This window comes from Qaidamihabitans albus, assembly GCF_016464705.1.
Lineage (GTDB): Bacteria > Actinomycetota > Actinomycetes > Mycobacteriales > Pseudonocardiaceae > Qaidamihabitans > Qaidamihabitans albus.
On the sequence record NZ_JAEHOB010000001.1, the window covers coordinates 276,822 to 300,845 of the forward strand.

Here is a 24,024-nt window from a genome sequence, read left to right on the forward strand (position 1 = left end):
GCTGTTGACAGTGCAGGGGGCCAGCCATACTCTTCGCTGCCGAACGTGATCTCGGACGCCGTCCGAAATATCGGACGAAGGTCCGAAGTGTCCAGACTGTGTAACCAGAGACAACGGAGTCAGAAAAGAATGGCCTCAGTGCCCCCTGCCGCGGCGGCCGCCGGTGAGCCGGACATCGTCCGCTCTACGGTGCGCAAGGTCGCGTGGCGGCTGCTGCCGCTGCTCGCGCTGCTATACGTGATCGCCTACGTCGACCGGTCGAACGTCGGCTTCGCCAAGCTCACGCTCCAGGCCGAACTGGGCCTCTCGGCGACCGTGTTCACGCTCGGCCAGGTGTGCTTCTTCGTGGCGTACGCGCTGCTCGAGGTGCCCAGCAACCTGGCCCTGCACCGCTTCGGCGCGCACCGCTGGATCGCCAGGATCATGCTGACCTGGGGCATCGTCACGATCGCCACCATGCTGGTCAGCGAGACCTGGCAGTTCTACCTGGCGCGCTTCCTGCTCGGCGCCGCCGAGGCCGGGTTCTTCCCCGGCGTCATCTACTACCTGACCCGCTGGTTCCCCGCCTCCCATCGCGGTGCGGCGATCGGCATGTTCATGCTGGCCGGGCCGATCTCGTTCATCATCGGCAACCCGGCGATGGGCGCGCTCAACGACCTGCACGGAGTGTGGGGCCTCGCCGGGTGGCAGTGGATCTTCCTGGTCACCGGTGTGCCCGCGGTGCTGATGGCCCCGGCCGTGCTGTGGCTGCTGCCGAAGGACCCGGAGTCGGCGTCCTGGCTGAGGCCCGCCGAGCGGAACTGGCTCAAGGGCAGGCTCGATGCCGAGGCGGCCGAGGCGGGTGCGCAGCCGCACAGCGCGTGGAAGGTGCTCAGGGACCGCAGGGTGCTGTCGATGGCACTGTTCTTCCTCTGCTTCCCGCTGGCCACCTACGGGCTCGCGTTCTGGCTGCCGACGATCGTCGACGGCTTCGGCGGGCTCTCCGGGTTCGGCGTCGGCCTGGTGACGGCGATCCCGTACGTGTGCGTGATGGCCGGCCTGCTCGTCGTGCCGCGGCTGGCCCGGACCAGGGGCACGCCGTTCGGCTGGCTGGCACTGATGCTCGGCTTCTCCGCGGCTGGCTTCCTGGTCGCCGCGGTGGCCGGCGCGCCGTGGCTGCAGATGATCGGCATCTGCGTCGCCTCGGTCGGCGGCTTCGCGGCGCAGCCGGTGATGTGGGGGCTGGTGCCGCGCTTCCTCACCGGCGCGGCGGCGGCCGCGGGCATCGGCGCGATCAACGGCATCGGCAACCTCGGCGGCGGCTTCGGCCCGATGGGCATCGCGGCGATCGTCGACGCCACCGGTTCGGCGCTCACCGGCCTCGCGTTCCTCATCGTGGTGTCCGTGCTCGGCCTGATCGGCACGTTCGGCCTGCGCCGCGTGCTCACCAGGCACCAGGCCCCCGAACCCGCCCCGGCGAACCCCCTGCCCACCGCCTGACCGGCATGCTATGAACGACTCGTTACTGGGACTTTCGCCAGTAACGGGTCGTTCATGGCAGTTGGGGGAGCCCGATGAGTTATCCGCCGCAGGGGTGGCAGCAGCCGGGCTACCCGCCGCCGCCCGGGTACCCGCCGGCCGGCTACCCACCGCCCGGATACGGGCCTGGCGGCCCCTACGGCCCGCCGCGGCAGAGCACGGCGATGGCGTACGTCGCCGCGCTGCTCTTCCTCCCGGCCGTGGTCTACACCTACCTCGCCGCCGTCATCTCCTGGGACGGCCGGACCGACAACGCGCACATGCTCGCCTCGACGGTCGGTATGGCCTTCTCGGGCGAGCTCACCGGCAACGTCGACTTCGCCATCGCGGCGTCGATGTCCGTGGCCTCCACCGCACTCGCGCTGGCCCTCGCGCTCCTGTTCCGGCTCGGCTTCATCCGCTGGCTCCTCGTCGGCGTCGCCGCGCTCGTCACGGCCTACTACGTCTACGCCGTCGGCTACCTGCTCAGCGAGGGCGCGGCCGAGTACGTGATCATGCCGATCGTCGCGCTGCTGCTGTGGGTGGCGCCGCTCGTGGTCGCGCTCCTGCCGGCGGTGGGCAGGGCCATGCGTGGCCACCGCCCGCCGGTCGCCCACGGTCACTGGCGCTGAAACTGGTTGAGCCGATCCGGCGAATCGGACTCCTCCGACGCAACGTGCGGGAACAACCGGACGTCTTCCGAACGTATGAACCCGGTGAAGTCGGTGAAGGGGCCGAGGGGTGTCGGGGGCCTCTCGGCCCCTTCGCGTATCCTTTAGGGGCATCGACCTGCACAAATGAGGGAGCAGCCTGTCGTGGCCCGAGTAGTCGTCGACGTCATGCCCAAGCCCGAGATCCTGGACCCGCAAGGTCAGGCCGTCGCCGGTGCGCTCCCGCGCCTCGGCTTCCAGGGGATCACCGAAGTGCGCCAGGGCAAGCACTTCGAGCTCGAGGTCGACGACGCGGTCGACGACGAGACGCTGGCCAAGATCGCCGAGGGCCTGCTGGCCAACCCCGTGATCGAGAACTGGACGGTACGGAGGATCGAGCAGTGACCGCCCGTATCGGCGTCATCACGTTCCCGGGCACCCTCGACGACGTGGACGCCGCCCGCGCCGTGCGGTACTCCGGCGCCGCGCCGGTCGATCTCTGGCACGCCGACGCCGACCTCAAGGGCGTCGACGCGGTGATCGTGCCCGGCGGGTTCTCCTACGGCGATTACCTGCGCTGCGGCGCCATCGCCCGCTTCGCGCCGGTGATGACCCCGGTGATCGAGGCCGCGGGCAAGGGCATGCCGGTGCTCGGCATCTGCAACGGCTTCCAGGTGCTCTGCGAGGCCGGCCTGCTCCCCGGTGCGCTGGTGCGCAACGACAAGCTGCACTTCGTCTGCCGCGACCAGTGGCTGCGCGTGGAGAACAACACCACCGCGTGGAGCACCCGCTACGACACCGGCGCGGAGATCCTGGTGCCGCTGAAGTCGGGCGAGGGCGGCTACATGGCCGACCGGTCGACGCTGGACACCCTGGAGGGCGAGGGCCGGGTGGTCTTCCGCTACGTCGGCGAGAACCCGAACGGCTCGCGCAACGACATCGCCGGGATCAGCAGCCCGAACGGCCGGGTGGTGGGCCTCATGCCGCATCCGGAGCACGCCGTCGACGCGCTCACCGGCCCCTCGGACGACGGGCTCGGCATGTTCTACTCCGCCCTCGACGCGCTCGCCGGCCTCGTGAGTGCGTAACAGCGTTCTAACTCGTGTACGCACTCACGAGGCGGCGCGCACCAGGCGGGCGTAGGGTCCGCCCGCGGCGAGCAGTTCGGCGTGGCTGCCGAGCTCGCTGATCCGGCCGTCCTCCAGCACTGCGACGCGGTCGGCCGCCGCCGCCGTGTGCAGCCGGTGCGCGATCGCGATCACCGTCCGCCCGGCCAGCACCCGGGCCAGCGTGCGCTCCAGCTCCCGCGCCGACGTCACGTCCAGCAGCGACGTCGCCTCGTCCAGCACGAGCGCGTGCGGGTCGGCCAGCACCACCCGCGCCAGTGCGAGCTGCTGCGCGATCGCCGCGGGTATCCGGTTCACCCCGGCCAGCCGCGTGTCCAGGCCCTCGGGCAGCGCCGCCGCCCAGTCCCGCGCGCCCACCGCGGTGAGCGCGTCCAGCAGCTCCCGGTCGCGGAACTCGCCGCCGCCCGGCCGTGCGGGCAGCGTCAGGTTCTCCCGCAGCGTTCCCGCGAACACGTGCTGCTCCTGCGTGAGCAGCAGCACCTCACCGCGCAGCACGTCTTCCGGCAGCGCCGACACCTCCGCCCCGCCGATCGTCACCGACCCGGCGCCGGGCGCCGCGATCCCGGCCAGCAACCTGCCCAGTGTCGACTTCCCCGCGCCGGAAGGGCCGACCACCGCGAGCCGCTGCCCGCGCGGGATGCGCAGGTCGATGTCGTGCAGCACCGGACGGTCCGCCGCGTACCCGAAGCGCACGCCGCGCAGCTCGATGTCCCGGCCGCGTGGCGCGGGACCCGCTGCCCGTGCCACCACCGGGGTGCGCACGCCGAGCACCCGCCGCAGCGCGGTACCCGCCACGGCGAGGTCCTCGAACCACCACAGCAGCTCGTCCAGCGGCACGGCCAGTGCCTGCACGTACAGCACCATCGTGGTGATCGTGCCCAGCTCGACCCAGCCCTGGCCGTAGGCGAACCCGCCGAGCAGGACCATCGCCGCGACCGGCAGCGCGTGGGCGAGCTCCAGCCACGGCAGCCAGCGCAGCTGGAGCTTCCGCAGCTCCCGCTCACCGCCGACGGCGGCCTGCAGCCCGGCCTCGCCCCGTGCGACGCGGCGCCCGGCCAGTCCGAGCGCCTCGGCGGTGCGGGCGCCCTCGGCCGTCTCGTGCGTCGCCGACTGGACGTCCGACCAGCGCTGGAGCATCCGCTCGATCGTCGCGGGCGAGCGCCGCCAGTACCAGCGCGTCGGCAGCACCAGCACCGGGACGGCCACCAGCAGCCCGAGCGCGAGCAGGGGCGAGGTGACGATCATGGCGACGACCGTCAGCGTCACCGTGGTCGCCGCGATCAGCATCTCCGGCGCGGCGCGACGGACCGCGACGTCGATCCGCTCCACGTCGGAGGTCGCGCGGGTGAGCAGGTCGCCGGTGCCCGCAGCCTCCACCGTGCCCAGCGGCAGCCGCAGCGTCCCTGCGACGAACTCCTCCCGCGTGCGGGCGAGCACCCGCTCGCCGAGCACGCCCGCCCGCACCCGCGCGACCTTCTTGAGCAGCGCCTGCCCGAGCAGCAGCGCGGCGAACACGAGCGCCAGCACGTCGACGCCGCGCGTGCCCGACCCGCTCGCCACCTCCTCGACCAGGTGGCCGAGGATCTGCGGCCCTGCGAGCCCGGTGACCGTGGCCAGCCCGAAGAGGGCGGTGACCCACAGGAAGTCGCGCCGGTTCGACCGCCAGGTCGCGCGTGCCCAGGCGCCGGCGTCGGCGCGGGTGGCCAGCGGCAGTTTCAGCTGCATGGTCCCCGCACCACCTCGTCGGCCACCGCGGCCCACAACGGGCTCTGGCTGAACACCACCGTCGTGCGGCCGCGCCGCAACGTCGTGACCCGCTCGGTGATGCGGGCCTCGGTGTGCGCATCCACCGCCGAGGTCGGCTCGTCGAGCAACAGCACGTCGGCGTCGAGGGCGAGTGCCCGGGCCAGGTTGAGCCGCTGCCGCTGCCCTCCGGAGACCTCACGGCCCCGCTCGCCGATCACCTCGTCGAGCCCGGCGGGCAGCGCGTCGACGATGTCGCCCGCGTCGGCCGCCCGCAGCGCACCGCCGACGGTCACGGCACCGGCCCGGACCGGCGCGACCTCGTCGCGCAGCACCCCGGAGAACCACAGGTCCTGGTTGTGCGCGTACACGACCCGACGGCGCAGCTCCGCCAGCGCCACCCGGTCGGCGGGCACCCCGGACACGAGCACGCGCTGGCCAGGTGCGGGGTCGGCGAAGCGGGCGAGCCGGGCGGCCAGCGCCTCGGCCCCGGCGCTGTCGGACACCACCAGCTTGCCCGCCACCGCGGTGAAGCCGGTCTCGGTGTCGTGCAGCTCCAGCGGCCCGGCCGGCAGTGCCACCGGGTCGTCCGCGTCGGCCAACCGCGGCCGCAGGTCCAGGATGCTCCCGGCCTTGCGGGCGGCGACCAGCGCCGCGGCCCACACCCCGGCGGTCTCCGTCGCCGTGCTCACCGGGATCACCAGGAAGGCCGAGGCGCCGTAGAAGGCCACCAGTTCGCCGACACTGATCGTGCCGGCCAGCGCCAGTCGCGCGCCGAGCCACGTGATCGCGACCGTCACCAGGCCGGGAAACAGCACCTCGGCGCCGACCAGCCACGACTCGCCGCGTGCCACGTCGATCCCGGCCCGCCGGACCCGCTGGCTCGACGCGCGGAAGCGGCCGAGGAACTGCGCCTCACCGCCGACACCGCGCAGGATGCGCAAACCGGACACGATGTCGGAGCCGAGGGCGTTGAGCGCCGACAGCTCCTCCCGCTGCGCTCCCTGCCGCCGCTGCAACGGCGCGATCAGCGGGCCGATCCCCAGCACCGCGAGTGGCACGCCGACCATCGCCACCGTGCCGAGCAGCGGGGAGTAACCCAGCAGCACGAGCCCGACCGTGAGGAACGCCACGACGGCGCCGGCGAGCCTGCCGAGCACCTCGAACGCGTAACCGATCTTGCCGATGTCCGCGGACGACGCCGCCATCACGTCACCGGTCGTGACCTGCTCGCGCAGTGTGGACCCCAGCCGCGCGGCGTGCCCGGCCACGAGCCGCTGCGTGGTCGACGCACCGTGGATCCACATCCCATGCGCGAGGAAGCCGAGCGTCGCCCCGAACACCGCCTGTGCCACACCGATCGCCAGGATCGCCCCGGCCAGGCCGAACAGCGCGGCGGTGTCCCCGCGCGCGATCCCGGCGTCGACGGCCCGGCCGACCACCAGCGGGAGCAGGGCGCCCGGGGTCAGCCACAGCGCGCCGGTCAGCGCCGCCCCTGCGGCGAGCCAGGGGCGGGTACGCAGCACCGCCAGCAGGTAGCCGACCGGGGCCGGCCGGGCGGGCAGGCGCACGTCGGGAGCCGGATACGGCTTCATGGGCACGCCGGACGACGTTACGAGCGTCACGAGCAGGTGGCGAACGATTTTCGCCGGTCAGAGCCAAGTATCGTGGGGGCCGTGGCAGCACCTCACGTGGAAACCCCCGCCGTCGACACCACCACGCACGCCGCGGCGAGCCCCGAGCTCCCGCAGCCCTACCTGGAACTCGGCCTCGCCGATGACGAGTACGCCCGCATCCGGGAGATCCTCGGCCGCAGGCCCACCGACGCCGAACTGGCCATGTACTCGGTGATGTGGAGCGAGCACTGCTCGTACAAGTCGTCGAAGCGGCACCTCGGCTACTTCGGCGAGACCACGACCGAGGAGATGCGGGCCAAGATGCTCGCGGGCATCGGGGAGAACGCCGGTGTCGTGGACGTCGGTGACGGCTGGGCGGTCACCTTCAAGGTCGAGAGCCACAACCATCCGTCCTATGTGGAGCCCTATCAGGGCGCCGCGACCGGGGTCGGCGGCATCGTGCGCGACATCCTGGCGATGGGTGCCCGCCCGCTCGCCGTCGCCGATCCGCTGCGGTTCGGCCCCGCCGACGCGCCGGACACCCGGCGCGTGCTGCCCGGCGTGGTGGCCGGGGTCGCCGGGTACGGCAACTGCCTCGGCCTGCCGAACGTCGGTGGCGAGGTGGTCTTCGATGACAGTTACGCGGGCAACCCGCTGGTGAACGCGATGTGCGTCGGCGCGATGCGGGTCGAGGACCTGCACCTCGCGCACGCCTCGGGCACCGGTAACAAGATCATTCTCTTCGGGGCTCGCACCGGGCTCGACGGCATCGGCGGCGTCTCCGTGCTGGCCAGCGACAGCTTCTCCGGCGACGAGACCAGCGGCGGCCGCAAGAAGCTGCCGAGCGTGCAGGTGGGCGACCCGTTCACCGAGAAGGTGCTCATCGAGTGCTGCCTCGAACTGTTCGGCAAGAAGCTCGTCGTGGGCATCCAGGACCTCGGCGGCGCCGGCCTCTCCTGCGCGACGTCCGAGCTCGCCGCGGCGGGTGACGGCGGGATGCGGGTCGAGCTCGACCGCGTTCCACTGCGGGCCGCGGGCATGACGCCGGCCGAGATCCTGTCCAGCGAGTCGCAGGAGCGGATGTGCGCCGTCGTACGTCCGTCCGATGTGGACGACTTCATGGTGGTGTGCGCAAAGTGGGACGTGATCGCCACCGAGATCGGCGAGGTCACCGACGGCGACCACCTCGTCATCACCTGGCACGGCGAGACCGTGGTCGACGTGCCGCCGCGCACCGTCGCGCACCAGGGACCGGTGTACGACCGGCCGTTCGCCCGCCCCGCCGGGCAGGACGCCGTGGCGGCCGACACGCCAGACTCGCTGCCCCGCCCGTCCGGTCCGGACGAGCTCAGGGACACCCTGCTGCGGATGATCGCCTCGCCGAACCTCGCTTCCAAGGAGTGGGTCACCCAGCAGTACGACCGCTACGTGCGCGGCAACACGGTGCTCGCGCAGCCGTCCGACTCCGGCGTGATCCGGATCGACGAGTCGACCGGGCGCGGGGTCGCCGTCGCGACCGACTGCAACAGCCGGTTCGTCTACCTGGACCCGTACCGGGGCACGCAGCTCGCGCTGGCCGAGGCGTACCGCAACGTCGCGACGAGCGGCGCCATGCCGCTCGCGGTGACCAACTGCCTCAACTTCGGCTCGCCGCGCGACCCCGGTGTGATGTGGCAGTTCGAGCGGGCCGTGCACGGCCTCGCCGACGGCTGCGCGCTGCTCGGCGTCCCGGTGACCGGCGGCAACGTCAGCTTCTACAACCAGACCGGCGACACCGCGATCCTGCCGACGCCGGTGGTCGGCGTGCTCGGCGTGCTCGACGACGTGCGGCGCGCCATCCCCACCGGGATCGGTGCCGAGCCGGGCGAGACGTTGCTGCTGCTCGGCGAGACGCACGACGAGTTCGGCGGGTCCGCGTGGGCCCAGGTGATGCACTCCCACCTCGGTGGCGTGCCGCCCGCGGTGGACCTCGAGCGCGAGCGGCTGCTCGCGGAGATCCTGGTCGCCGGCTCGCGGGACGGGATGATCTCCGCCGCGCACGACGTGTCCGACGGCGGTCTCGCCCAGACCCTGGTCGAGATGGCGCTGGTCGGCCAGTGCGGCGCCCGGGTGCTGCTCGACGCCGATGCCGATCCGTTCGTGCAGCTGTTCTCCGAGTCGGCTGGCCGGGTGGTGGTGGCCGTGCCGCGCAGCGAGGAGTTGCGGTTCACCGAGATGTGCACCGCCCGTGGCCTGCCGTGGCGCAAGACCGGCGTCGTCGACCCGGAGGCCGGCGCGCTGGAGATCCAGGGCGTGGCGAGCCTCGGCCTCGACGAGCTGCGCGCCGCATGGGAGGGCACGCTGCCCGCCCTGTTCGCCTCGTGAGTGTCTAGCCGAGTTCTAACTCGTGTACGCACTCACGACGGTGAGGCGGGTGCGGCCGTCCGGTAGGCGTTCCGTGGTCCAGCCCGGCGGCAGCTCGGCGTCCAGCTCCGGGTTCACTACCGTGTCGTAGAGCGAGACCCCGGCCGGTTGGGTTCGCCAGCGCAGGTCCACGAACCCGTCGAACCTGGCGCGGCGCAGGTCGAGCCCGGCGCCGTAGTTCGTGTCCGCAAGTTTCGCGTCGCCGCCGAAGACGGCGTCCTTGAAGCTCGCCTCGCCGGTGAACGTGGTTCCGGTGAAGTCGGCGAGCGAGTTGAACGTGGCGCCGCTGAACCAGGCCCGCTCGTGAAACGTCGTCCGCGCGCAGAGGAAGCGCCCGGACAGCCTGCCGTCTCCCGTGCGGGTCGAGGAGAACCAGGCCGGTCCGGCGAACTCGCAGTCGCTGAGGTTGGTGCTGCTGTGCAGGTAGGCATAGCGCAGGACCACGGTGCCGAGCCTGCGCCCGGAGAGGTCGAGGTACTCCAGCGCAGCGCCGGTGAGGTCCAGGTCGTAGGCGGGTGCGCCGGTTCCCGGTTCGGGCAGCAGGCGATGGACGAGCCGCTGTGCGGCGAGCCGCACCTGGAGCTCGCGCTCGGCCTCCTCGTCCACCACCGCCTCGGTGCCGGTGAAGCGGGGGTGGCCGAACGGCCTGCGCAGGTACGCGCACAGCACGTCGAGGACGGTCTGCGTGTAGCCGGGTCTGCTCCCGGCAAGGCCCGCGAGCGCGTGCAGCGCACCGATTCGCACCTGGTCGGCCTCGTGCCCGAGCAGCTCGACCGACCGCGCGAAGCGCTCGTCGGAGACCCGGTCGGTGTCCAGCTCGTGCCGTTGCCGCTCGATCTCCTGCCGCGCCTCCTCGACGCGCCGGCGGCGGTCGTTCAGCCAGAGCGCGTAGAGCGCCACGACGGCGCCACCCGCCAGCCCGCCCGTGCGCAGTGCGTCGCTGCGGCTCGTGCGGTCGTCGGTGAGCAGCCAGGCGCTGATCGAAAGCAGCAGCAGGACCGAGCACAGGATCGTGCCGAGCAACGGTGACTTCCAGCCCGACCGCGCCATACCAGCCCCAGCCCCCTCGTGAGTGCCTACGCGAGTTCTAACTCGGGTATTCACTCACGAGGGGGCGCTGGGGCAAAAGCGGCTCAGAGCCACAGGATCGAGATGCAGAACCCGGTCTCGTCGAAGTTCGTGGCGGACACCGAGCTGTCGGTGAGCTCCTCGCCGTCGATCTTGCCGGTGATCTCGGCCTCCACGCGGAACTCGGAGCCCTCGGCAGGCGAGGCCTGCAGTTCGGCGTTGCCGTTGACGGCCCGGTCGACGTCGGGCTCGTTGAGGTCGCCCGAGTCGCTGCACATGAGGTCCATCGCGGCCTGCTTGTCGCCGCCGTTGAGCGCGTCGATGAGCTGACCGATGATCTCGTCACCGTCGGTGGAGCCGGTGCCGTCCGTGCCGCTGCCGGTCGGGTCGGCCGAGTCGGTCGCGGTCGCGGACGTCTCCTCGCCGGCCTGGCCGGTGGCGTCCGGCTGCGGGCCCTGCAGGGCGATGTTCTGCCAGCACCACTTGCCGTTCGCCTTGGCGAGCTCACCGTCCACCGGGACCGCCGAGCCCTCGTAGGTGACGCTCACCGGGGCCTTCGCCGTGTTACCGGACTCGGTGACCTCTCCCGTCAGCTTGGCGTTCGAGAGGTCGTTCACCGACTCGATGGTGTCGTCCACGTCCCCGTCGGCGTCGGGGCACTTCAGCGACTGGAGCTTGCGCGTGTCGTTGGCGTTGATGCCGTCGACGATCTGCTGGGCGACCGCCTTCGCCCCGCCGCCGTCCTCGCCGTTCTCGTCGTCGCCGAGCAGGAAGCCGGGGGCGAGGAACCCGGTGACCAGGAAGGCGATGATGACGACCGCGCCGGCCGAGAGGCCGATCCACAGACCCGTCTTGCTCTTCTTGGGCGGCGGTGGCGGTCCGCCGAACCCGCCCGCCTGGGGGTAGCCGCCGGGATACTGGCCGTACGGCGCGTTCGGGTCGTAGCCGGGCTGCTGCCCGTACTGCCCGCCCTGCGGGTACGGCTGGCCGCCGGGCGGGTACTGGCCACCCTGGGGATACTGGCCGCCCTGCGGGGGGTACTGGCCACCCTGCTGCGGGAATCCGCCGGACTGCGGGTAGCCGCCCTGACCGTACGGGTCCGGTTGCTGGCCGTAGGGCTGCCCGGGCTGAGGTGGGTACGTCATTACCGAAGCCTTCCGTCGAACACAGCGCCCCCAGTGGTGCGCTCCGGGTGGTCCGACGCAGCCACGGTCGCCACGGTTCCTGCCCCGCGCGGCGTCGGTCACGCGCATTGTGCCTGGTGATCGTTACGGTCGCGACAACAGGCTCCCGCCCGGCCGCGTGCCGGACGGGAGCCGTGCGCGTGTGATCGCCGTGAGTTATCCGGTCGCGAGGACCCGCAGGCGGTCGTATGCGCCGTTGAAGGTGTTCTGATCGATGGGGCTGGATGTGTACTGCCAGAAGGTGTGGAAGCTCCAGCCGCTGGGCAGGGTGCCCACCGACGAGGAGTAGCGCGCCACCCAGAGCGGGACCGTGCTGCCGAAGCTCTGCGCGGTGCCCACGCACTGGTTCCACCAGCTCGTCGACGTGTAGATCACGGGCCAGCGGCCGGTGCGGCGGTGATAGGTGTCATGGAAGTCACGGATCCAGGCCGCCATGCCCGCCTTGCTCTTTCCGTAGCAGGTGGCTCCGTAGGGGTTGTACTCCATGTCCAGCGCACCGGGCAGCGTCTTGCCGTCGCCGGACCAGCCGCCGCCGTTGTCGACGAAGTAGTTGGCCTGGGCGGCGCCGGAGGAGCGGTCCGGCAGCGCGAAGTGGTACGCGCCGCGGATCATGCCGACGTTGTACGAGCCGTTGTACTGCTGCGCGAAGTACGGGTTCTTGTAGGTCGTGCTCTCCGTCGCCTTGACGTAGGCGAACCGCTTGCCCTGGTTCCACCAGTGGTTCCAGTCGACGTTCTTCTGCCATCCGCTGACGTCGATGCCGGCGACGGTCGCGGCGGCCTGCCCGCCGTCGGAGTTCAGGCCCTGCGGTCGCCTCGCCGCGGCCTTGCTCTCCCGGTCCGACCGGTCGCCCTCGACCCTGGCGATCTGCGAACCCATCGGATGATCGTTTCGCTGGACGTAGGCGTCCACGCTCGGCGGACTGGCCGCCACAGGGGTCAGCGCGCCGAGCAGGAGCGCGCCGACCGTACCGGCGATCGCGGCGCTGGTGACACGCCGCCACATTCTTCGTGCGGTGATCATGGGAGTTTCCTTTCCCGGATCCATCGTTGCCCTCGCGACGAACGGCTCACTGCAGGTAGCCGCTCGGGCGTTGATTGTTACCGCACGATGTGGCCGTTGTCACTAGTTTGCGTGAAAAGTATGCGGCGAGTGGGTGATTAACGCGTCAGCCGCCCGCCAGCTTGCCGATGCGCTCGCGGTTGCCGTTGAAGTAGTTCTGATCACCGGGCAGCTCGCCGGAGTCGGCGAACTGCCAGATCGTCTGCGTCGCCCACCCGGCGGGGAGCGGGCCGATCTCCGGCGCGTAGCGCGCCAGCCAGAGCGGGTTGGCCCCGCCGAACTCCGCGCTGTTACCGGTGCACTTCTCCCACCAACTCGTGCTGGTGTAGATCACCGGCGCGCGACCGGTGCGCTCGGCGTAGGTGTCCGAGAAGTCCTTGATCCACGCGGTCATGGCGGCCGGGTCCTTGCCGTAACAGGTCTCGCCGTACGGGTTGTACTCGATGTCGAGCGCACCGGGCAGGGTCTTGCCGTCCGGCGACCAGCCGCCGCCGTTCTCGATGAAGTAGTCGGCCTGCGCGGCTCCACCGGACACGTCCGGGCGCGCGAAGTGGTATGCGCCCCTGACCAGGCCGGCCCGGTAGGAACCGTTGTACTGCTGGGCGAACTTGTCGCTGGTGAACCCGGTGCCCTCGGTGGCCTTGACGTACACGAACTTCGCACCCGCCGCGGACGCCTTCGGCCAGTCGACGTCGCTCTGCCAGCCGCTCACGTCGTGGCCGAGGGTCTGCTCGGCCGGGGCGTACCGGCCGGTCGGCGGTTTCCCGTGCACGCCCTCGTGCAGGGCGATCTGCGAGCCCGCGGAGCGCTCTTCGGCCCCGGTGTAGTCGGCCTGACCGGCGGCGGCGGAACCGTTCCCGCAGACCAGCGAGCCGGTCGTGACTATGGCGACACCGAAGCATGCCAAGGGTTTGCGACGTCCCACATTAGACTCCCGATGCGTCTGCGTCCCCGTTCAGACGACACGATGCCCCGATGGGACGGGTTCCGCGAGCGGGTGTCACTCTCCTGAGTGGTTCGCAGGGCCGATCCGGCGCGCCTGCTGGGCCTGGAAAGGCCCTGGCTAGCGTTCGTCGGTGAGTGCGCGCTCGAGGTGCTCGGCGGGCACGACCGCGGTGACGATGTCGTGCGGGTTGATCGCGACGGCGTGCCCGGCGAGCAGTTCGACCATGTCGCGGCCGAGCACCGCGCGAGCGTGCGGCCATTCCTTCGGCACCAGCGCCTTCGACGTGTACGCGGGCACCAGCACCCGGCCGTCGGTGTTGTGGAAGCCGATCACGGTGCGCTGGACGGGAGACATCGCGTAGACGAACAGCGTCGAGTCGAGTACGACGGGCGGCACGTCCTCGGCCGGGCGGTGGCGGGTGCGTACGAGCTGCAGCAGCCGCTCGAGGTTGTTGGCGGGCTCGGGGAAGCCCAGCGCCTTCGGCGACGGCCGGTAGCGGTCGTTGGGGTGGAAGTCCTCCACGATCTGGCCCGCGCCGTTGACCGGGTACGCGCCGACGACGGCCCACGAGGGCACCCGGCCGTTCGGGTCGAACGCCTCGTCGATCACGTAGAGCCAGCTGTTCGGATTCGCCTTGGCGTTGGCCCGCATCTCCCGGGTGATCTTGGGTTTCTCGGTCGCGGGCCTGCCGGGTACCAGCCGGTTCGTCTCGTCCCGCTGCGCCATGGTTTCTACCCCACGTTCTGCCGTGCGTTCGTTCTGCCGGTCACTCTACTGTTGGGTCATGCCCGCTTCGCGTTCGGTCGACCCCACTGAGTTACGTGCCGCGGTGGCCGCGGTGTCGGACTGGCTGAGCGGGCACGGGCCGGAGCCGGAGCGCGCTCGCCTCGCCAGCGCAGTGCGGCTGAGCCTGCGCACACTCGCCGCCGACGCCCCTGGACGCAGCGTCGAGGTCCGGGTGCCGCCGTTCGCCGCGGTGCAGTGTGTGCCGGGGCCCCGGCACACCCGGGGCACGCCGGCGAACGTCGTCGAGACCGACCCGCGGACCTGGCTGGAACTCGCCACCGGACGTCTACAGTGGACCGATGCGGTCGCCGAGGGCAGGGTCGGCGCGTCGGGCACCCGCGCCGACCTCTCCCCGTGGCTGCCGATCGTCCGGATCCGCGACTAGGGCATCAGGGCTTGCGGCCGACGCCGCCCGCGATGCAGTACTGGACCTGGTTGAGCGGCTTGAGGCGCGGCCCGTCCTGCCACCAGTCGGCGCAGAGCGTCACGCCGGGGTCGATCATCTCGAGCCCGTCGAACAGCGCCTCGATCTCCGCCTTGGTGCGGAAGGTCCCCGAGCCCATCGGGCTGTGCCGGAAGACGTCCTCCATCTTCCGCGCGATCGAGCTGTGCTCGTTCTCCGGGTCGAGGAAGTGGCTGATCGCGACGTAGGAGCCCGACGGCAGCGCGTCGATGTACTCCCGCATGATCTGCGCCGGCTCCTCGTTGGGGCCCTCGTAGTGGTGCAGCGTGCCGAGCTGGAAGAAGGCGAGCGGCTCGGTGAAGTCGATGTGCTTGCGCACGATCTCGTTCTCCAGGATCTCCTTCGGCTTGAAGATGTCCGCGGAGACGAAGTGGGTGTTCTCGTTCTCCTCCAGCAGTGCGCGCCCGTGCGCGAGCACGACCGGGTCGTTGTCGACGTAGACCACGCGCGAGTCCGGGTCGACGCGCTGGACCGCCTGGTGCACGTTCTCCGCGGTCGGCAGCCCCGAGCCGCAGTCGAGGTACTGGTGGACCCCGGTCTGGGTGGCGATGAAGCGGCACACGCGGATCAGGAAGCCGCGGTTCTCGGTCGCGAGCTCCTGTGCCTCCGGCGCGGCCCGCTGGACGCCCCGCAGCACCTCCCGGTCGATCTCGTAGTTGTCCTTGCCGTTGAGGAAGGCGTCGTAGACTCGGGCGATGCTCGCCCTCGTCGGGTCGACCCCCACGGGGACGCGATCGGTTTGGGGCACGGGACCAGCCATCGGAACCTCGCAGAATGCGTCTCGGATGTCGCGGATCACACGTAGCGTAGGTGTTCGCTCTCGGCCGGTAAACGCCGCCTTGACCACGGTGTGCGGAGTAGTACGTTCTGTGATCGGGCATTTCCCTCCGGTATCATCACCTGTCCGGCAGCCGTCGCGAGTTCAGGAAGGTCCGGCATGGCTTCGTTAGACGCCTCCGCGGGGGATCAGGGCACCGGCCCGACCGCGCGGCGGATGGTGCTGGGTGCCCAGCTCCGCCGTCTGCGGGAGCGGGTCGGGCTGAGCCGGGCGGACGCCGGCTACCACATCCGCGCGTCCGAGTCGAAGATCAGCCGGATGGAGCTGGGCCGCGTCGGCTTCAAGGAGCGGGATGTCGCCGACCTGCTGACCATGTACGGCGTCGGCGAACCGGAGGAGCGGGCCAGCTTCCTCGAGATGGTGAAGGACTCCAACCAGCCGGGCTGGTGGCACCGCTACAACGACCTGATGCCGCGGTGGTTCGACGACTACGTCGGTCTGGAGGAGGCCGCCTCCCGGATCCAGACCTACGAGCTGCAGTTCGTGCCCGGGCTGCTGCAGACGGAGGAGTACGCGCGGGCCGTGATGAGCCACGGCGTTCCGCAGTCGGTGAACGACGAGCTCGAACAACGCGTCGCGTTCCGGATGCGCAGACAGAAGACGCTGTTCCGGCCCGGCGGGCCACGGCTGTGGGCGGTGATCGACGAGTCGGTCCTGTGCAGGCACATCGGTGGCCGCGAGGCCTTCCGCCGCCAGCTCGACCAGTTGCTCGAGCTGACCGCCCTGCCGCACATCTCGTTGCAGATCATCCCGTTCGATCGCAGCGGCTACGCCGCCGAGGGTGCCTTCACGCTGCTGCGCTTCCGCGAGCCGGAGCTGCCGAACATCGCCTACGTCGAGCACCTCGCGGGCGCGGTGTACCTGGAACGCCTCGACGACATCGAGGTCTTCGGCCGCGCGCTCGACCGGCTGGCGGTGGACGCCTACACGCCGGACCGTTCCCGCCAGGAGCTCTCCAAGCTGCGGACCGAGCTGTAGTTATCGCCATGCGCGACGCCGGTGTTACGCATCGGCACTCGGTTGTGATTCACCTGATCGGCTAATACTTGGCGAACATGTGGATGCACGTGCATTCACACCTGCACCGGCACGTGCTACCGTCTGTGCACAACCGAATGCACGTGCATATGCATCCTCCACAGGTTTTGAGTCGGGAAGGTGAGGATCATGGCGAAGTCGATTCGCAACGGGATCTCCGCGGAGCTGATCCCGGGCGCTACCTGGCGCAAGAGCAGGTACAGCGGCGCGGTGGGCAACTGCGTCGAGGTCGCCACCCTGTCGGGCGGCGAGATCGCGATGCGCAACTCGCGTGACCCGAAGGGCCCCGCCCTGGTCTACACGCGAGAGGAGATCGCGGCGTTCCTGGCGGGCGCCAAGGACGGTGAGTTCGATGACGTGGTCGCCTGAGCCCACGCTGGAGGACGTGCTCGGCCGCCTGATCGGTCTCGGCTACCGCTTCGTCCATCCTCGTGACGACCGGGGCGAGATCGTCACCGTCGTCGGCGTTCGCGCCCACGGGACTGTCATCGACGTCATCCGGCTCGATGCCGAGGACGACGTCACCGCCATGCGGATGCCGGGCGACGAGTCCGACATCCTCCAACCGTCGAACGTGCACTGGCGGCGCTCCGGAGCGATGCGGACCGTCGTCGACGAACTGCTGGCGCTGGCCGACGACGACTACCCCGTAGAGCGCCGCTCACCGGTGAAGGGTTGCTGGGTGGGAGAGCGCGCTGGACGCGCGAAGTTCGTCCTGGCCACCGCCTGAGCGAAAGCGCCACGCGCTGAGCGCTACATCACCGAGCCGGGCCGCCTCCAGCGACTACACTGGAGGCGGCCCGTTCTCATACTCAGGGAGCTCTTCGGTGCACACCGATCAGTCGTCCGGGGATGTCACCGTCGACGGCGTAACCGAACAGCCCGAGTCCGAACCCCGCGAGGAATGCGGGGTGTTCGGTGTCTGGGCGCCCGGCGAAGAGGTCGCGAAGCTCACCTACTACGGCCTGTACGCGTTGCAGCACCGGGGGCAGGAGGCGGCCGGCATCTCGGTGTCCGACGGCAAGCGGATCGTCGTGTTCAAGGACCTCGGCCTCGTCAGCCAGGTGTTCGACGAGCAGGTGCTCTCCTCGTTGCAGGGCTACATCGCCGTCGGGCACTGCCGCTACTCCACCACCGGTGGCGGTAGCTGGGAGAACGCCCAGCCCACGTTCCGTACCACCACGGCAGGCACCGGGCTCTCCCTCGGCCACAACGGCAACCTGGTCAACACCCACGAGCTGCACGAGAGGGCCCGGCAGCGCGGGGTCATCGGCAAGAGCGGCGCGACCACCGACTCCGACCTGATCTGCGGCCTGCTCGCCGACGCGGCCACGGACAAGGGCATCGAGGCCGCCGCCCTCGAACTGCTGCCCACGCTGCGTGGAGCGTTCTGCCTCGCGTTCGCCGACGAGAACACGCTGTACGCGGCGCGCGACGCCCACGGCGTGCGGCCGCTGGTGCTCGGCCGGCTCGAACGCGGCTGGGTGGTCGCCAGCGAGACCGCGGGACTCGACATCGTCGGCGCGTCGTTCGTCCGCGAGGTCGAGCCCGGCGAGCTGATCGCGATCGACGCCGAGGGGCTGCGCTCTTCCCGGTTCGCGAACCCGGAGCCGAAGGGCTGCGTGTTCGAGTACGTCTACCTCGCCCGGCCCGACACCACCATCTCCGGCCGCAGCGTGCACGCGACGCGCGTGGAGATCGGCCGCAGGCTCGCCGAGGAGCACCCGGCCGAGGCCGACCTGGTGATCCCGGTGCCGGAGTCGGGGACGCCCGCGGCGATCGGCTACGCGCAGGCATCCGGTATCCCGTACGGCTCCGGCCTGGTGAAGAACGCCTACGTCGGCCGGACGTTCATCCAGCCGTCGCAGACGATCCGCCAGCTCGGCATCCGGCTCAAGCTCAATCCACTACGCGAGGTGATCCGCGGAAAGCGGCTGGTCGTCGTGGACGACTCGATAGTCCGCGGCAACACCCAGCGGGCGCTCGTGCGGATGCTGCGGGAGTCCGGCGCGCTCGAGGTGCACGTGCGGATCGCGTCGCCGCCGGTGCGCTGGCCGTGCTTCTACGGCATCGACTTCGCCTCGCGGGCGGAGCTGGTCGCCAACGGCGCCGACCTCGACGGTATCCGGCGCTCGATCGGCGCCGACTCGCTCGGCTACGTCTCGCTGGACGGCCTGGTGGCCGCGTCGGAGCAGCCCCGGTCGCGACTCTGCGCGGCGTGCTTCGACGGCGAGTACCCCATCCCGCTGCCCGACGACGCGTTGATCGGCAAGCACCTGCTGGAGAGCATGGGCGGCGCCGAGGACGCCGCTGTGTCCTCCTTACCCGTCACCCCGGCGGGGTACGGTGCCGAGGATGCCGTCCGGCGTCCCTAGCCGTTCCAGTCCCAGGATGGAGTCCGCTTTCGTGAGCGAGTCCACGAGCGCCACGTACGCCGCCGCCGGGGTCGACATCGACGCCGGTGACCAGGCCGTCGAACTGCTCAAGCCCCACGCCGCGCGCGCTTCGAGGCCCGAGGTGATGGGTGGCGTCGGTGGGTTCGCCGGGCTGTTCTCCCTCAAGCTCGACCGCTGGACGGAGCCGGTGCTCGCCTCGTCCACCGACGGCGTCGGCACCAAGATCGCGATCGCCAAGGCCCTGGACAAGCACGACACGGTGGGCATCGACCTGGTCGCGATGGTGGTCGACGACCTGGTGGTCACCGGAGCGGAGCCGCTGTTCCTGCAGGACTACATCGCCGTCGGCAAGGTGGTGCCCGAGCGGATCGCGGCCCTGGTCGAGGGCATCGCGGAGGGCTGTGTCCAGGCCGGGTGCGCGCTGCTCGGCGGGGAGACCGCCGAGCATCCCGGGATGATGGGCGAGCACGACTACGACATCTCCGCGACCGGGGTCGGTGTGGTGGAGGCCGCCGAGCTGCTCGGGCCGGAGCGGGTGCGGCCCGGTGACGTGGTGATCGCGCTCGGCTCAACCGGCCTGCATTCCAACGGCTACTCGCTGGCCAGGCACGTGCTGCTGGACATCGCCCGGATGCCGCTCGGCGGGCACGTCGAGGAGTTCGGCCGCACACTCGGCGAGGAGCTGCTCGAACCGACCCGCGTCTACGCGAAGGACTGCCTCGCGCTGACCGCCGAGGCGGACGTGCGCACGTTCGCGCACGTCACCGGTGGTGGGCTGGCCGCGAACCTGGCGCGGGTGATGCCGCGCGGGCTGACCGCCCACCTCGAACGCGGCACCTGGACGCCCGCGCCGGTGTACGCGGTGATCGCGCAGCGCGGCCGGGTGGATCGCGCCGAGATGGAACGTACCTTCAACATGGGCGTCGGCATGGTCGCCGTGGTGTCGCCCGAGGACGCCGACCGGACGCTTGCCGTGCTCACCGCGCGGCACGTGCCCGCGTGGGTGCTCGGTGACGTCCGGCCCGCCGAGGACCCGGACGGCCCGCGTGCCGTTCTGTCCGGTGACCACCCCCGGTTCTGAGGGACCGGCTCCGCGACGCGATCGCCTCGCGGGTTTCAAGCCAGGCACGGAGCTTCGGGTCACGCGGCAGCTGGTGATCCCGGACGCCGAGCTGTCCGAGCGCTTCTCGCGCTCGTCCGGACCGGGTGGCCAGGGAGTGAACACCACCTCGTCGCGGGTCGAGCTCTCCTTCGACGTCGCCCGGTCGCCGTCCGTGCCGGAGGACCTGCGGGAGCGGCTGCTCGACCGGCTCGGCGGCAGGCTGGTCAACGGCGTGCTGACGATCGCGGCGAGCGAGCATCGCGCGCAGCTGGCGAACCGGGAGGCGGCAAGGCAGCGGCTGGCCGCCGTGTTGCGGGAGGCCGCGGCTCCGCCGCCGCGCAAGCGGCGGCCGACGAAACCCAGCCGCGGCGCCAAGGAGCGGCGGCTCGCGGAGAAGAAGCGCCGCGGCGACATCAAGCGCGGCAGGGGCGGCCGGCACGACGACTGACTCGTGAGTGCCACGCGAGTTAGAACTCGCGTGCGCACTCACGAGGGGTCGTAGGCTGCGGCGGGTGACGACCGATCCTCAGCCCCCGGACGACAGCTACCTGCGCGCGCTGAACGCCGCGACCGCCGACGCCGTGGCGAGGGCCGAGCCGCCCGGCTCGGCCCATGACGGCGCGCCCGCACACCTGCGTGAGCGGGCCGGCGCCGCCGTGGCCGGCCGGCGCGCCGACCTGGTGGCGCTGAGCAGGGACCTGCATGCCCATCCCGAGACCGGCTTCGCCGAGCACCGCTCCGCAAGCGCGGTCGCGGACCTGCTCGGCACCTGCGGGCACTCCGCACAGGTCGGCGTCGGCGGGCTCGACACCGCCCTGCTCGCGACCGCGGGCGAGTCCGGCCCGCACGTCGCCGTGCTAGCCGAGTACGACGCGCTGCCCGGCATCGGGCACGCCTGCGGGCACAACATCATCTGCTCGGCGGCGGTCGGCGGCTTCCTCGGGGCGGCGGCCGCGGTCGGCGAGACCGGTGGCCGCGTGTCCCTGGTCGGCACGCCCGCCGAGGAGGGCGGCGGCGGCAAGGAGACCCTGGCCCGCGCCGGGGTGTTCGACGACGTCGACACCGTGGTGATGCTCCACCCGTTCGGCCACGACGTCGCGATGCACCCGTTCCTCGGCCGCAGGCAGCTGGAGATGATCTTCCACGGCGTCAGCGCGCACGCCTCCGCGCAGCCTTTCATGGGCCGCAACGCCCTCGACGCGGCGGTGAGCGCGTACCAGGGGGTCGCGGCCCTGCGGCAGCACCTGCCACCGGGCGATCGCGTGCACGGCGTCTTCACCGACGGCGGCTCCCGGCCGAATGTGGTGCCAGACCGCGCCGCCGTGCTGTTCTACCTGCGTTCGATGCGGCCGGAGACGCTGCGCGACCTGGCCGGGCGGATGGCCGCCATCGCCCGTGGCGCGGCGGAGCTGACCGGTTGCGGGGTCGAGCTGGTGTGGGACGCGCAGCCGCCCTACCTGCCGATCCGGTTCAACCACGCGCTGGCCGGACGGTGGACGGCCAACCAGGAACCGTGCGGGCGCAGGCCCCTGCCGCCGGGTGTGGTGCCCGACTTCCTCACCGGCTCCACCGACCTCGGCAACCTCTCCTACCGCATGCCGGCGATCCACCCGATGATCGCGGTTTCCGAGCCGACGGTGGCGCTGCACACCCGGGACTTCGCCGAGGCCGCCGGGTCGGCGGCGGGCGACCGCGCGGTCGCCGACGGCGCGCTCGGCCTGGCACTGACCGCGGTGGACTACCTCGCCGATCCCGAGCTGCGCACCGCCGTGCACGAGGAGTTCGCCGCGGCAGGCGGCCCGCTCGACGTACCGAGATTTTTCGACTGACCAATACACAGGTGAAACATTTTCTGGCTAACCTCCCTCCCACGACTCCGGCAACGGGAGGTGGGCGATGTCCGAGGTGGCGGCCCAGGCGGCACAGACGCGGCTGGACCGGGTGCTCAACCGGATCGAGCGGGCCGGCAACCGGCTACCCGAGCCGTTCATCCTGTTCGCGCTGCTGACCCTGCTGATCGCCGTGATCTCCACGGTGATGGCCGCCTTCGACGTCACCGTGAGCATCCCCGGCGAGGAGGAGGTCACCCCGGTCCAGGGTGCGTTCACCGGCGCGGGCGTGCAGTTCATGTTCACCGGGCTCGCGGAGAACTTCATCGAGTTCCCGCCGTTGCAGACGGTGGTCACGATCATGCTGGGCGTCGGGATGGCCGAGCGCACCGGCCTGCTGGCCGCGCTGATCCGGCTGGCCTTCCGCCGCGCGCCCCGCTGGCTGCTGCCGTACGCGCTCGGCTTCATCGGCGTCACCGGCAGCGTCATGGCCGACTCCGCGTTCATCATCATCCCGCCGCTCGCCGCGATGGTGTTCAAGGCCGCGGGCAGGCATCCGGTCGCGGGCCTGATCGGCGGCTTCGCCGCGGCGGGCGCGGGTTACTCGACGTCGGTGGTGGTGACCAGCCTGGACGCGCTGTTCGCCGGAATCAGCAACTCGGTCGCGGCTACGCTGCCCGATCCGGGCACCACGGTCACGCCGGTGTCGAACTACTTCTTCAACGTCGTCGCCGCGGTCCTGCTCAGCCTGGTCGCGGGCCTCATCATCGCGAAGGTCGTCGAGCCGTCGCTGGAACGCAACGGGTTCCCGCGCGAGGAGGTGGAGCCGGCAGGCACGACCCTCTCGGCCGAGCTCGAGCCTGCCGAACGCCGGGCGCTGCGCCGGGCCGGGGTCACCCTGCTCGCCGTGGTGGCGGCCGTGCTCGCGCTGGTGCTGGTCCCCGGATCGCCGCTGCGCAACGAGGACGGTGGCTTCCTGCCGGAGTCGCCGCTGCTCGGCTCGGTCAGCACGCTCGTCTTCCTGGCTTTCTTCGTCCCCGGGCTGGCCTACGGCGCCGCCACCGGCGCGATCGGCCGCGCCGCGGACGTGCCGCTGCTGATGGGCAAGGCGCTCAAGGACCTGTCCGGCTTCATCGTGCTGGCGTTCGTCCTCGGGCAGTTCATCGCGCTGTTCGCGTGGACGAACATCGGCGCGTGGCTCGCCGTGACCGGGGCGAACTTCCTGCAGGGCATCGGCCTCACCGGCTACGCGGCGTTCCTCGGCTTCATCGTGCTGGCCTCGCTGCTGAACCTGTTCGTCGTGTCCGGTTCGAGCCTGTGGACGCTGATGGCCGCGGTGTTCGTGCCGATGTTCCTGATCCTGGGCTTCGAACCGGGTTTCAGCCAGGCGGCGTTCCGGGTGGGCGACTCGGCGACGCAGGTGATCACGCCGCTGAACCCGTACATGATCGTCCTGCTCACCTTCGTCCGCCGGTACCAGCCAGGGGCCGGGCTGGGCACGGTGATCGCCAAGATGATCCCGTTCGTGGTGCCGTTCTGGACCATGTGGGCGGTCATCCTGTCGGTGTTCTACTTCGCCGATCTCCCGATGGGGCCCGGGATGGACATCCGCGTCGAACGCTGAGGCGGCGCGATCCGGGCGAGCAGCCAGTCGAGGTCGAGCAGTCTCAGCCCGGCCCGCGAGCGGGTCAGCGTGACCCCCGCCGCCGCGCCGACGGTGTTGAGCAGGACGTCGTCGGTCGATGTGACCCGTCCCGCGGCGAACAGGTACTGTGCCAGCTCGATCGCGATCGAGGCGAGAAGGGCCGCGCCGGCCAACCTGCCGACCGGCCGCCACCAGCGCCAGCGCAGCGGCAGCAGGACGCCGAGCGGAAGCAGCATCAGCACGTTCGCTGCCACCTGCCAGAACGACTCGCTGTCCGCGAGCGCGATCTCCAGGTCTGTGCCGGGCGCGAGGTGCAGCGCGCCGGAGCCGGGAACGGGCATGGCGACCAGGGCCAGGACCAGGCCCGCGAGCAGCCCGATGGACACGTCCAGTGCGGCGGTCGCGGCCGCCTCGCGGGGCGGCTTGGTCCTCGTTCGTCGACGGGTCAGCAGCCGCCAGACGAGCACCGCGAACGGCAACGCCATGACCCCGATCGGAATGAGCACACCGAAACTGCGCAGCAGAAACTCCACGCGAAACCTCCCCTGTTCGCGACTCTCCCAAGATCACCTTCGCATCGCATCGGCGGAGCCGCAGGAGGAAAGGTGTTGCACTTTCCGGTGATCTTGAA

Annotated in this window: 23 protein-coding genes; 14 read left to right on the forward strand and 9 right to left on the reverse strand. The window is 71.1% G+C overall.

Annotated features, from left to right (window positions below):
- The first annotated feature begins 129 nt into the window (after window positions 1-129).
- The 4 genes from JAP66_RS01375 (at window position 130) to purQ (ending at window position 3,235) form a co-directional block, all read left to right on the forward strand.
- The gene (locus JAP66_RS01375; protein WP_199429385.1) at window positions 130-1,479 is read left to right on the forward strand and encodes an MFS transporter; all 1,350 of its coding nucleotides are present in this window, start codon (window positions 130-132) and stop codon (window positions 1,477-1,479) included.
- Window positions 1,480-1,553: 74 nt separating this feature from the next.
- Entirely contained in the window at window positions 1,554-2,129 is a 576-nt protein-coding gene (locus tag JAP66_RS01380; RefSeq protein ID WP_199429387.1) for a hypothetical protein, read from the forward strand.
- A gap of 183 nt (window positions 2,130-2,312) precedes the next feature.
- Window positions 2,313-2,552 (forward strand): phosphoribosylformylglycinamidine synthase subunit PurS, encoded by a 240-nt coding sequence (purS, locus tag JAP66_RS01385; protein WP_199429394.1) that lies wholly within the window; start codon window positions 2,313-2,315, stop codon window positions 2,550-2,552.
- Window positions 2,549-3,235 (forward strand): phosphoribosylformylglycinamidine synthase subunit PurQ, encoded by a 687-nt coding sequence (purQ, locus tag JAP66_RS01390; protein ID WP_199429396.1) that lies wholly within the window; start codon window positions 2,549-2,551, stop codon window positions 3,233-3,235. Before purS ends, purQ begins: the two co-directional genes overlap by 4 nt.
- Before the next feature lie 24 nt (window positions 3,236-3,259).
- Here purQ and JAP66_RS01395 read toward each other — a convergent pair whose 3' ends face one another.
- The gene (locus tag JAP66_RS01395; protein WP_199429398.1) at window positions 3,260-4,999 is read right to left on the reverse strand and encodes an ABC transporter ATP-binding protein; all 1,740 of its coding nucleotides are present in this window, start codon (window positions 4,997-4,999) and stop codon (window positions 3,260-3,262) included.
- Complete coding sequence (locus tag JAP66_RS01400; RefSeq protein ID WP_199430015.1) at window positions 4,990-6,612, reverse strand: ABC transporter transmembrane domain-containing protein; 1,623 nt, start codon at window positions 6,610-6,612, stop codon at window positions 4,990-4,992. The genes JAP66_RS01395 and JAP66_RS01400 overlap by 10 nt, the downstream gene beginning before the upstream one ends.
- A 96-nt stretch (window positions 6,613-6,708) precedes the next feature.
- On the opposite strand from JAP66_RS01400, the gene purL reads away from it, so the two are divergent.
- Entirely contained in the window at window positions 6,709-8,997 is a 2,289-nt protein-coding gene (purL, locus tag JAP66_RS01405) for a phosphoribosylformylglycinamidine synthase subunit PurL (protein WP_199430016.1), read from the forward strand.
- A gap of 15 nt (window positions 8,998-9,012) precedes the next feature.
- On the opposite strand, the gene JAP66_RS01410 is transcribed toward purL, so the two are convergent.
- The 5 genes from JAP66_RS01410 to JAP66_RS01430 all read right to left on the reverse strand — a co-directional run bounded on the left by JAP66_RS01410 (window position 9,013) and on the right by JAP66_RS01430 (window position 14,022).
- Entirely contained in the window at window positions 9,013-10,086 is a 1,074-nt protein-coding gene (locus JAP66_RS01410) for a pentapeptide repeat-containing protein (protein ID WP_199429400.1), read from the reverse strand.
- Window positions 10,087-10,169: 83 nt separating this feature from the next.
- A complete protein-coding gene (locus JAP66_RS01415; protein WP_199429402.1) occupies window positions 10,170-11,249 on the reverse strand; it encodes a hypothetical protein in 1,080 nt (359 codons plus the stop codon).
- A gap of 195 nt (window positions 11,250-11,444) precedes the next feature.
- Window positions 11,445-12,311, reverse strand: coding sequence for a lysozyme (locus JAP66_RS01420; protein WP_199429404.1), 867 nt, complete (start codon window positions 12,309-12,311; stop codon window positions 11,445-11,447).
- A gap of 145 nt (window positions 12,312-12,456) precedes the next feature.
- Window positions 12,457-13,275 (reverse strand): lysozyme, encoded by an 819-nt coding sequence (locus JAP66_RS01425; protein WP_372448926.1) that lies wholly within the window; start codon window positions 13,273-13,275, stop codon window positions 12,457-12,459.
- A gap of 138 nt (window positions 13,276-13,413) precedes the next feature.
- Window positions 13,414-14,022 carry a type VII secretion system-associated protein gene (locus JAP66_RS01430; RefSeq protein WP_199429406.1) on the reverse strand — a complete coding sequence of 203 codons (609 nt, stop codon included), beginning with the start codon at window positions 14,020-14,022 and terminating at the stop codon, window positions 13,414-13,416.
- 58 nt (window positions 14,023-14,080) lie between these two features.
- Between JAP66_RS01430 and JAP66_RS01435 the strand changes: the two genes are divergently transcribed.
- Window positions 14,081-14,467 (forward strand): sterol carrier family protein, encoded by a 387-nt coding sequence (locus tag JAP66_RS01435; protein ID WP_199429408.1) that lies wholly within the window; start codon window positions 14,081-14,083, stop codon window positions 14,465-14,467.
- 4 nt (window positions 14,468-14,471) lie between these two features.
- Here JAP66_RS01435 and JAP66_RS01440 read toward each other — a convergent pair whose 3' ends face one another.
- Window positions 14,472-15,269 (reverse strand): SAM-dependent methyltransferase, encoded by a 798-nt coding sequence (locus JAP66_RS01440; protein WP_199430018.1) that lies wholly within the window; start codon window positions 15,267-15,269, stop codon window positions 14,472-14,474.
- A 213-nt stretch (window positions 15,270-15,482) separates the two neighbouring features.
- Between JAP66_RS01440 and JAP66_RS01445 the strand changes: the two genes are divergently transcribed.
- The 8 genes from JAP66_RS01445 (at window position 15,483) to JAP66_RS01480 (ending at window position 23,372) form a co-directional block, all read left to right on the forward strand.
- The gene (locus tag JAP66_RS01445) at window positions 15,483-16,361 is read left to right on the forward strand and encodes a Sco1979 family transcriptional regulator (RefSeq protein WP_199429410.1); all 879 of its coding nucleotides are present in this window, start codon (window positions 15,483-15,485) and stop codon (window positions 16,359-16,361) included.
- Window positions 16,362-16,550: 189 nt separating this feature from the next.
- Window positions 16,551-16,790 carry a DUF397 domain-containing protein gene (locus JAP66_RS01450; RefSeq protein WP_199429412.1) on the forward strand — a complete coding sequence of 80 codons (240 nt, stop codon included), beginning with the start codon at window positions 16,551-16,553 and terminating at the stop codon, window positions 16,788-16,790.
- On the forward strand, window positions 16,774-17,151 hold the full coding sequence (locus tag JAP66_RS01455) for a hypothetical protein (RefSeq protein ID WP_199429414.1): 378 nt from the start codon (window positions 16,774-16,776) through the stop codon (window positions 17,149-17,151). The genes JAP66_RS01450 and JAP66_RS01455 overlap by 17 nt, the downstream gene beginning before the upstream one ends.
- A 97-nt stretch (window positions 17,152-17,248) precedes the next feature.
- A complete protein-coding gene (gene purF / locus JAP66_RS01460) occupies window positions 17,249-18,796 on the forward strand; it encodes an amidophosphoribosyltransferase (RefSeq protein WP_199429416.1) in 1,548 nt (515 codons plus the stop codon).
- Window positions 18,797-18,827: 31 nt separating this feature from the next.
- A complete protein-coding gene (purM, locus tag JAP66_RS01465; protein WP_199429418.1) occupies window positions 18,828-19,898 on the forward strand; it encodes a phosphoribosylformylglycinamidine cyclo-ligase in 1,071 nt (356 codons plus the stop codon).
- Window positions 19,879-20,367: an alternative ribosome rescue aminoacyl-tRNA hydrolase ArfB gene (gene arfB / locus JAP66_RS01470; RefSeq protein ID WP_199429420.1), complete on the forward strand. Its 489-nt coding sequence runs from the start codon at window positions 19,879-19,881 to the stop codon at window positions 20,365-20,367. The genes purM and arfB overlap by 20 nt, the downstream gene beginning before the upstream one ends.
- Before the next feature lie 64 nt (window positions 20,368-20,431).
- Window positions 20,432-21,748: a M20 family metallopeptidase gene (locus tag JAP66_RS01475; protein ID WP_372448927.1), complete on the forward strand. Its 1,317-nt coding sequence runs from the start codon at window positions 20,432-20,434 to the stop codon at window positions 21,746-21,748.
- 67 nt (window positions 21,749-21,815) lie between these two features.
- Window positions 21,816-23,372: an AbgT family transporter gene (locus JAP66_RS01480; RefSeq protein WP_199429422.1), complete on the forward strand. Its 1,557-nt coding sequence runs from the start codon at window positions 21,816-21,818 to the stop codon at window positions 23,370-23,372.
- Here the strand turns inward: JAP66_RS01480 and JAP66_RS01485 are convergent.
- The gene (locus tag JAP66_RS01485) at window positions 23,318-23,926 is read right to left on the reverse strand and encodes a VanZ family protein (protein WP_199429424.1); all 609 of its coding nucleotides are present in this window, start codon (window positions 23,924-23,926) and stop codon (window positions 23,318-23,320) included. The two genes, JAP66_RS01480 and JAP66_RS01485, sit on opposite strands and share 55 nt — an antisense overlap.
- Window positions 23,927-24,024: the final 98 nt, after the last annotated feature.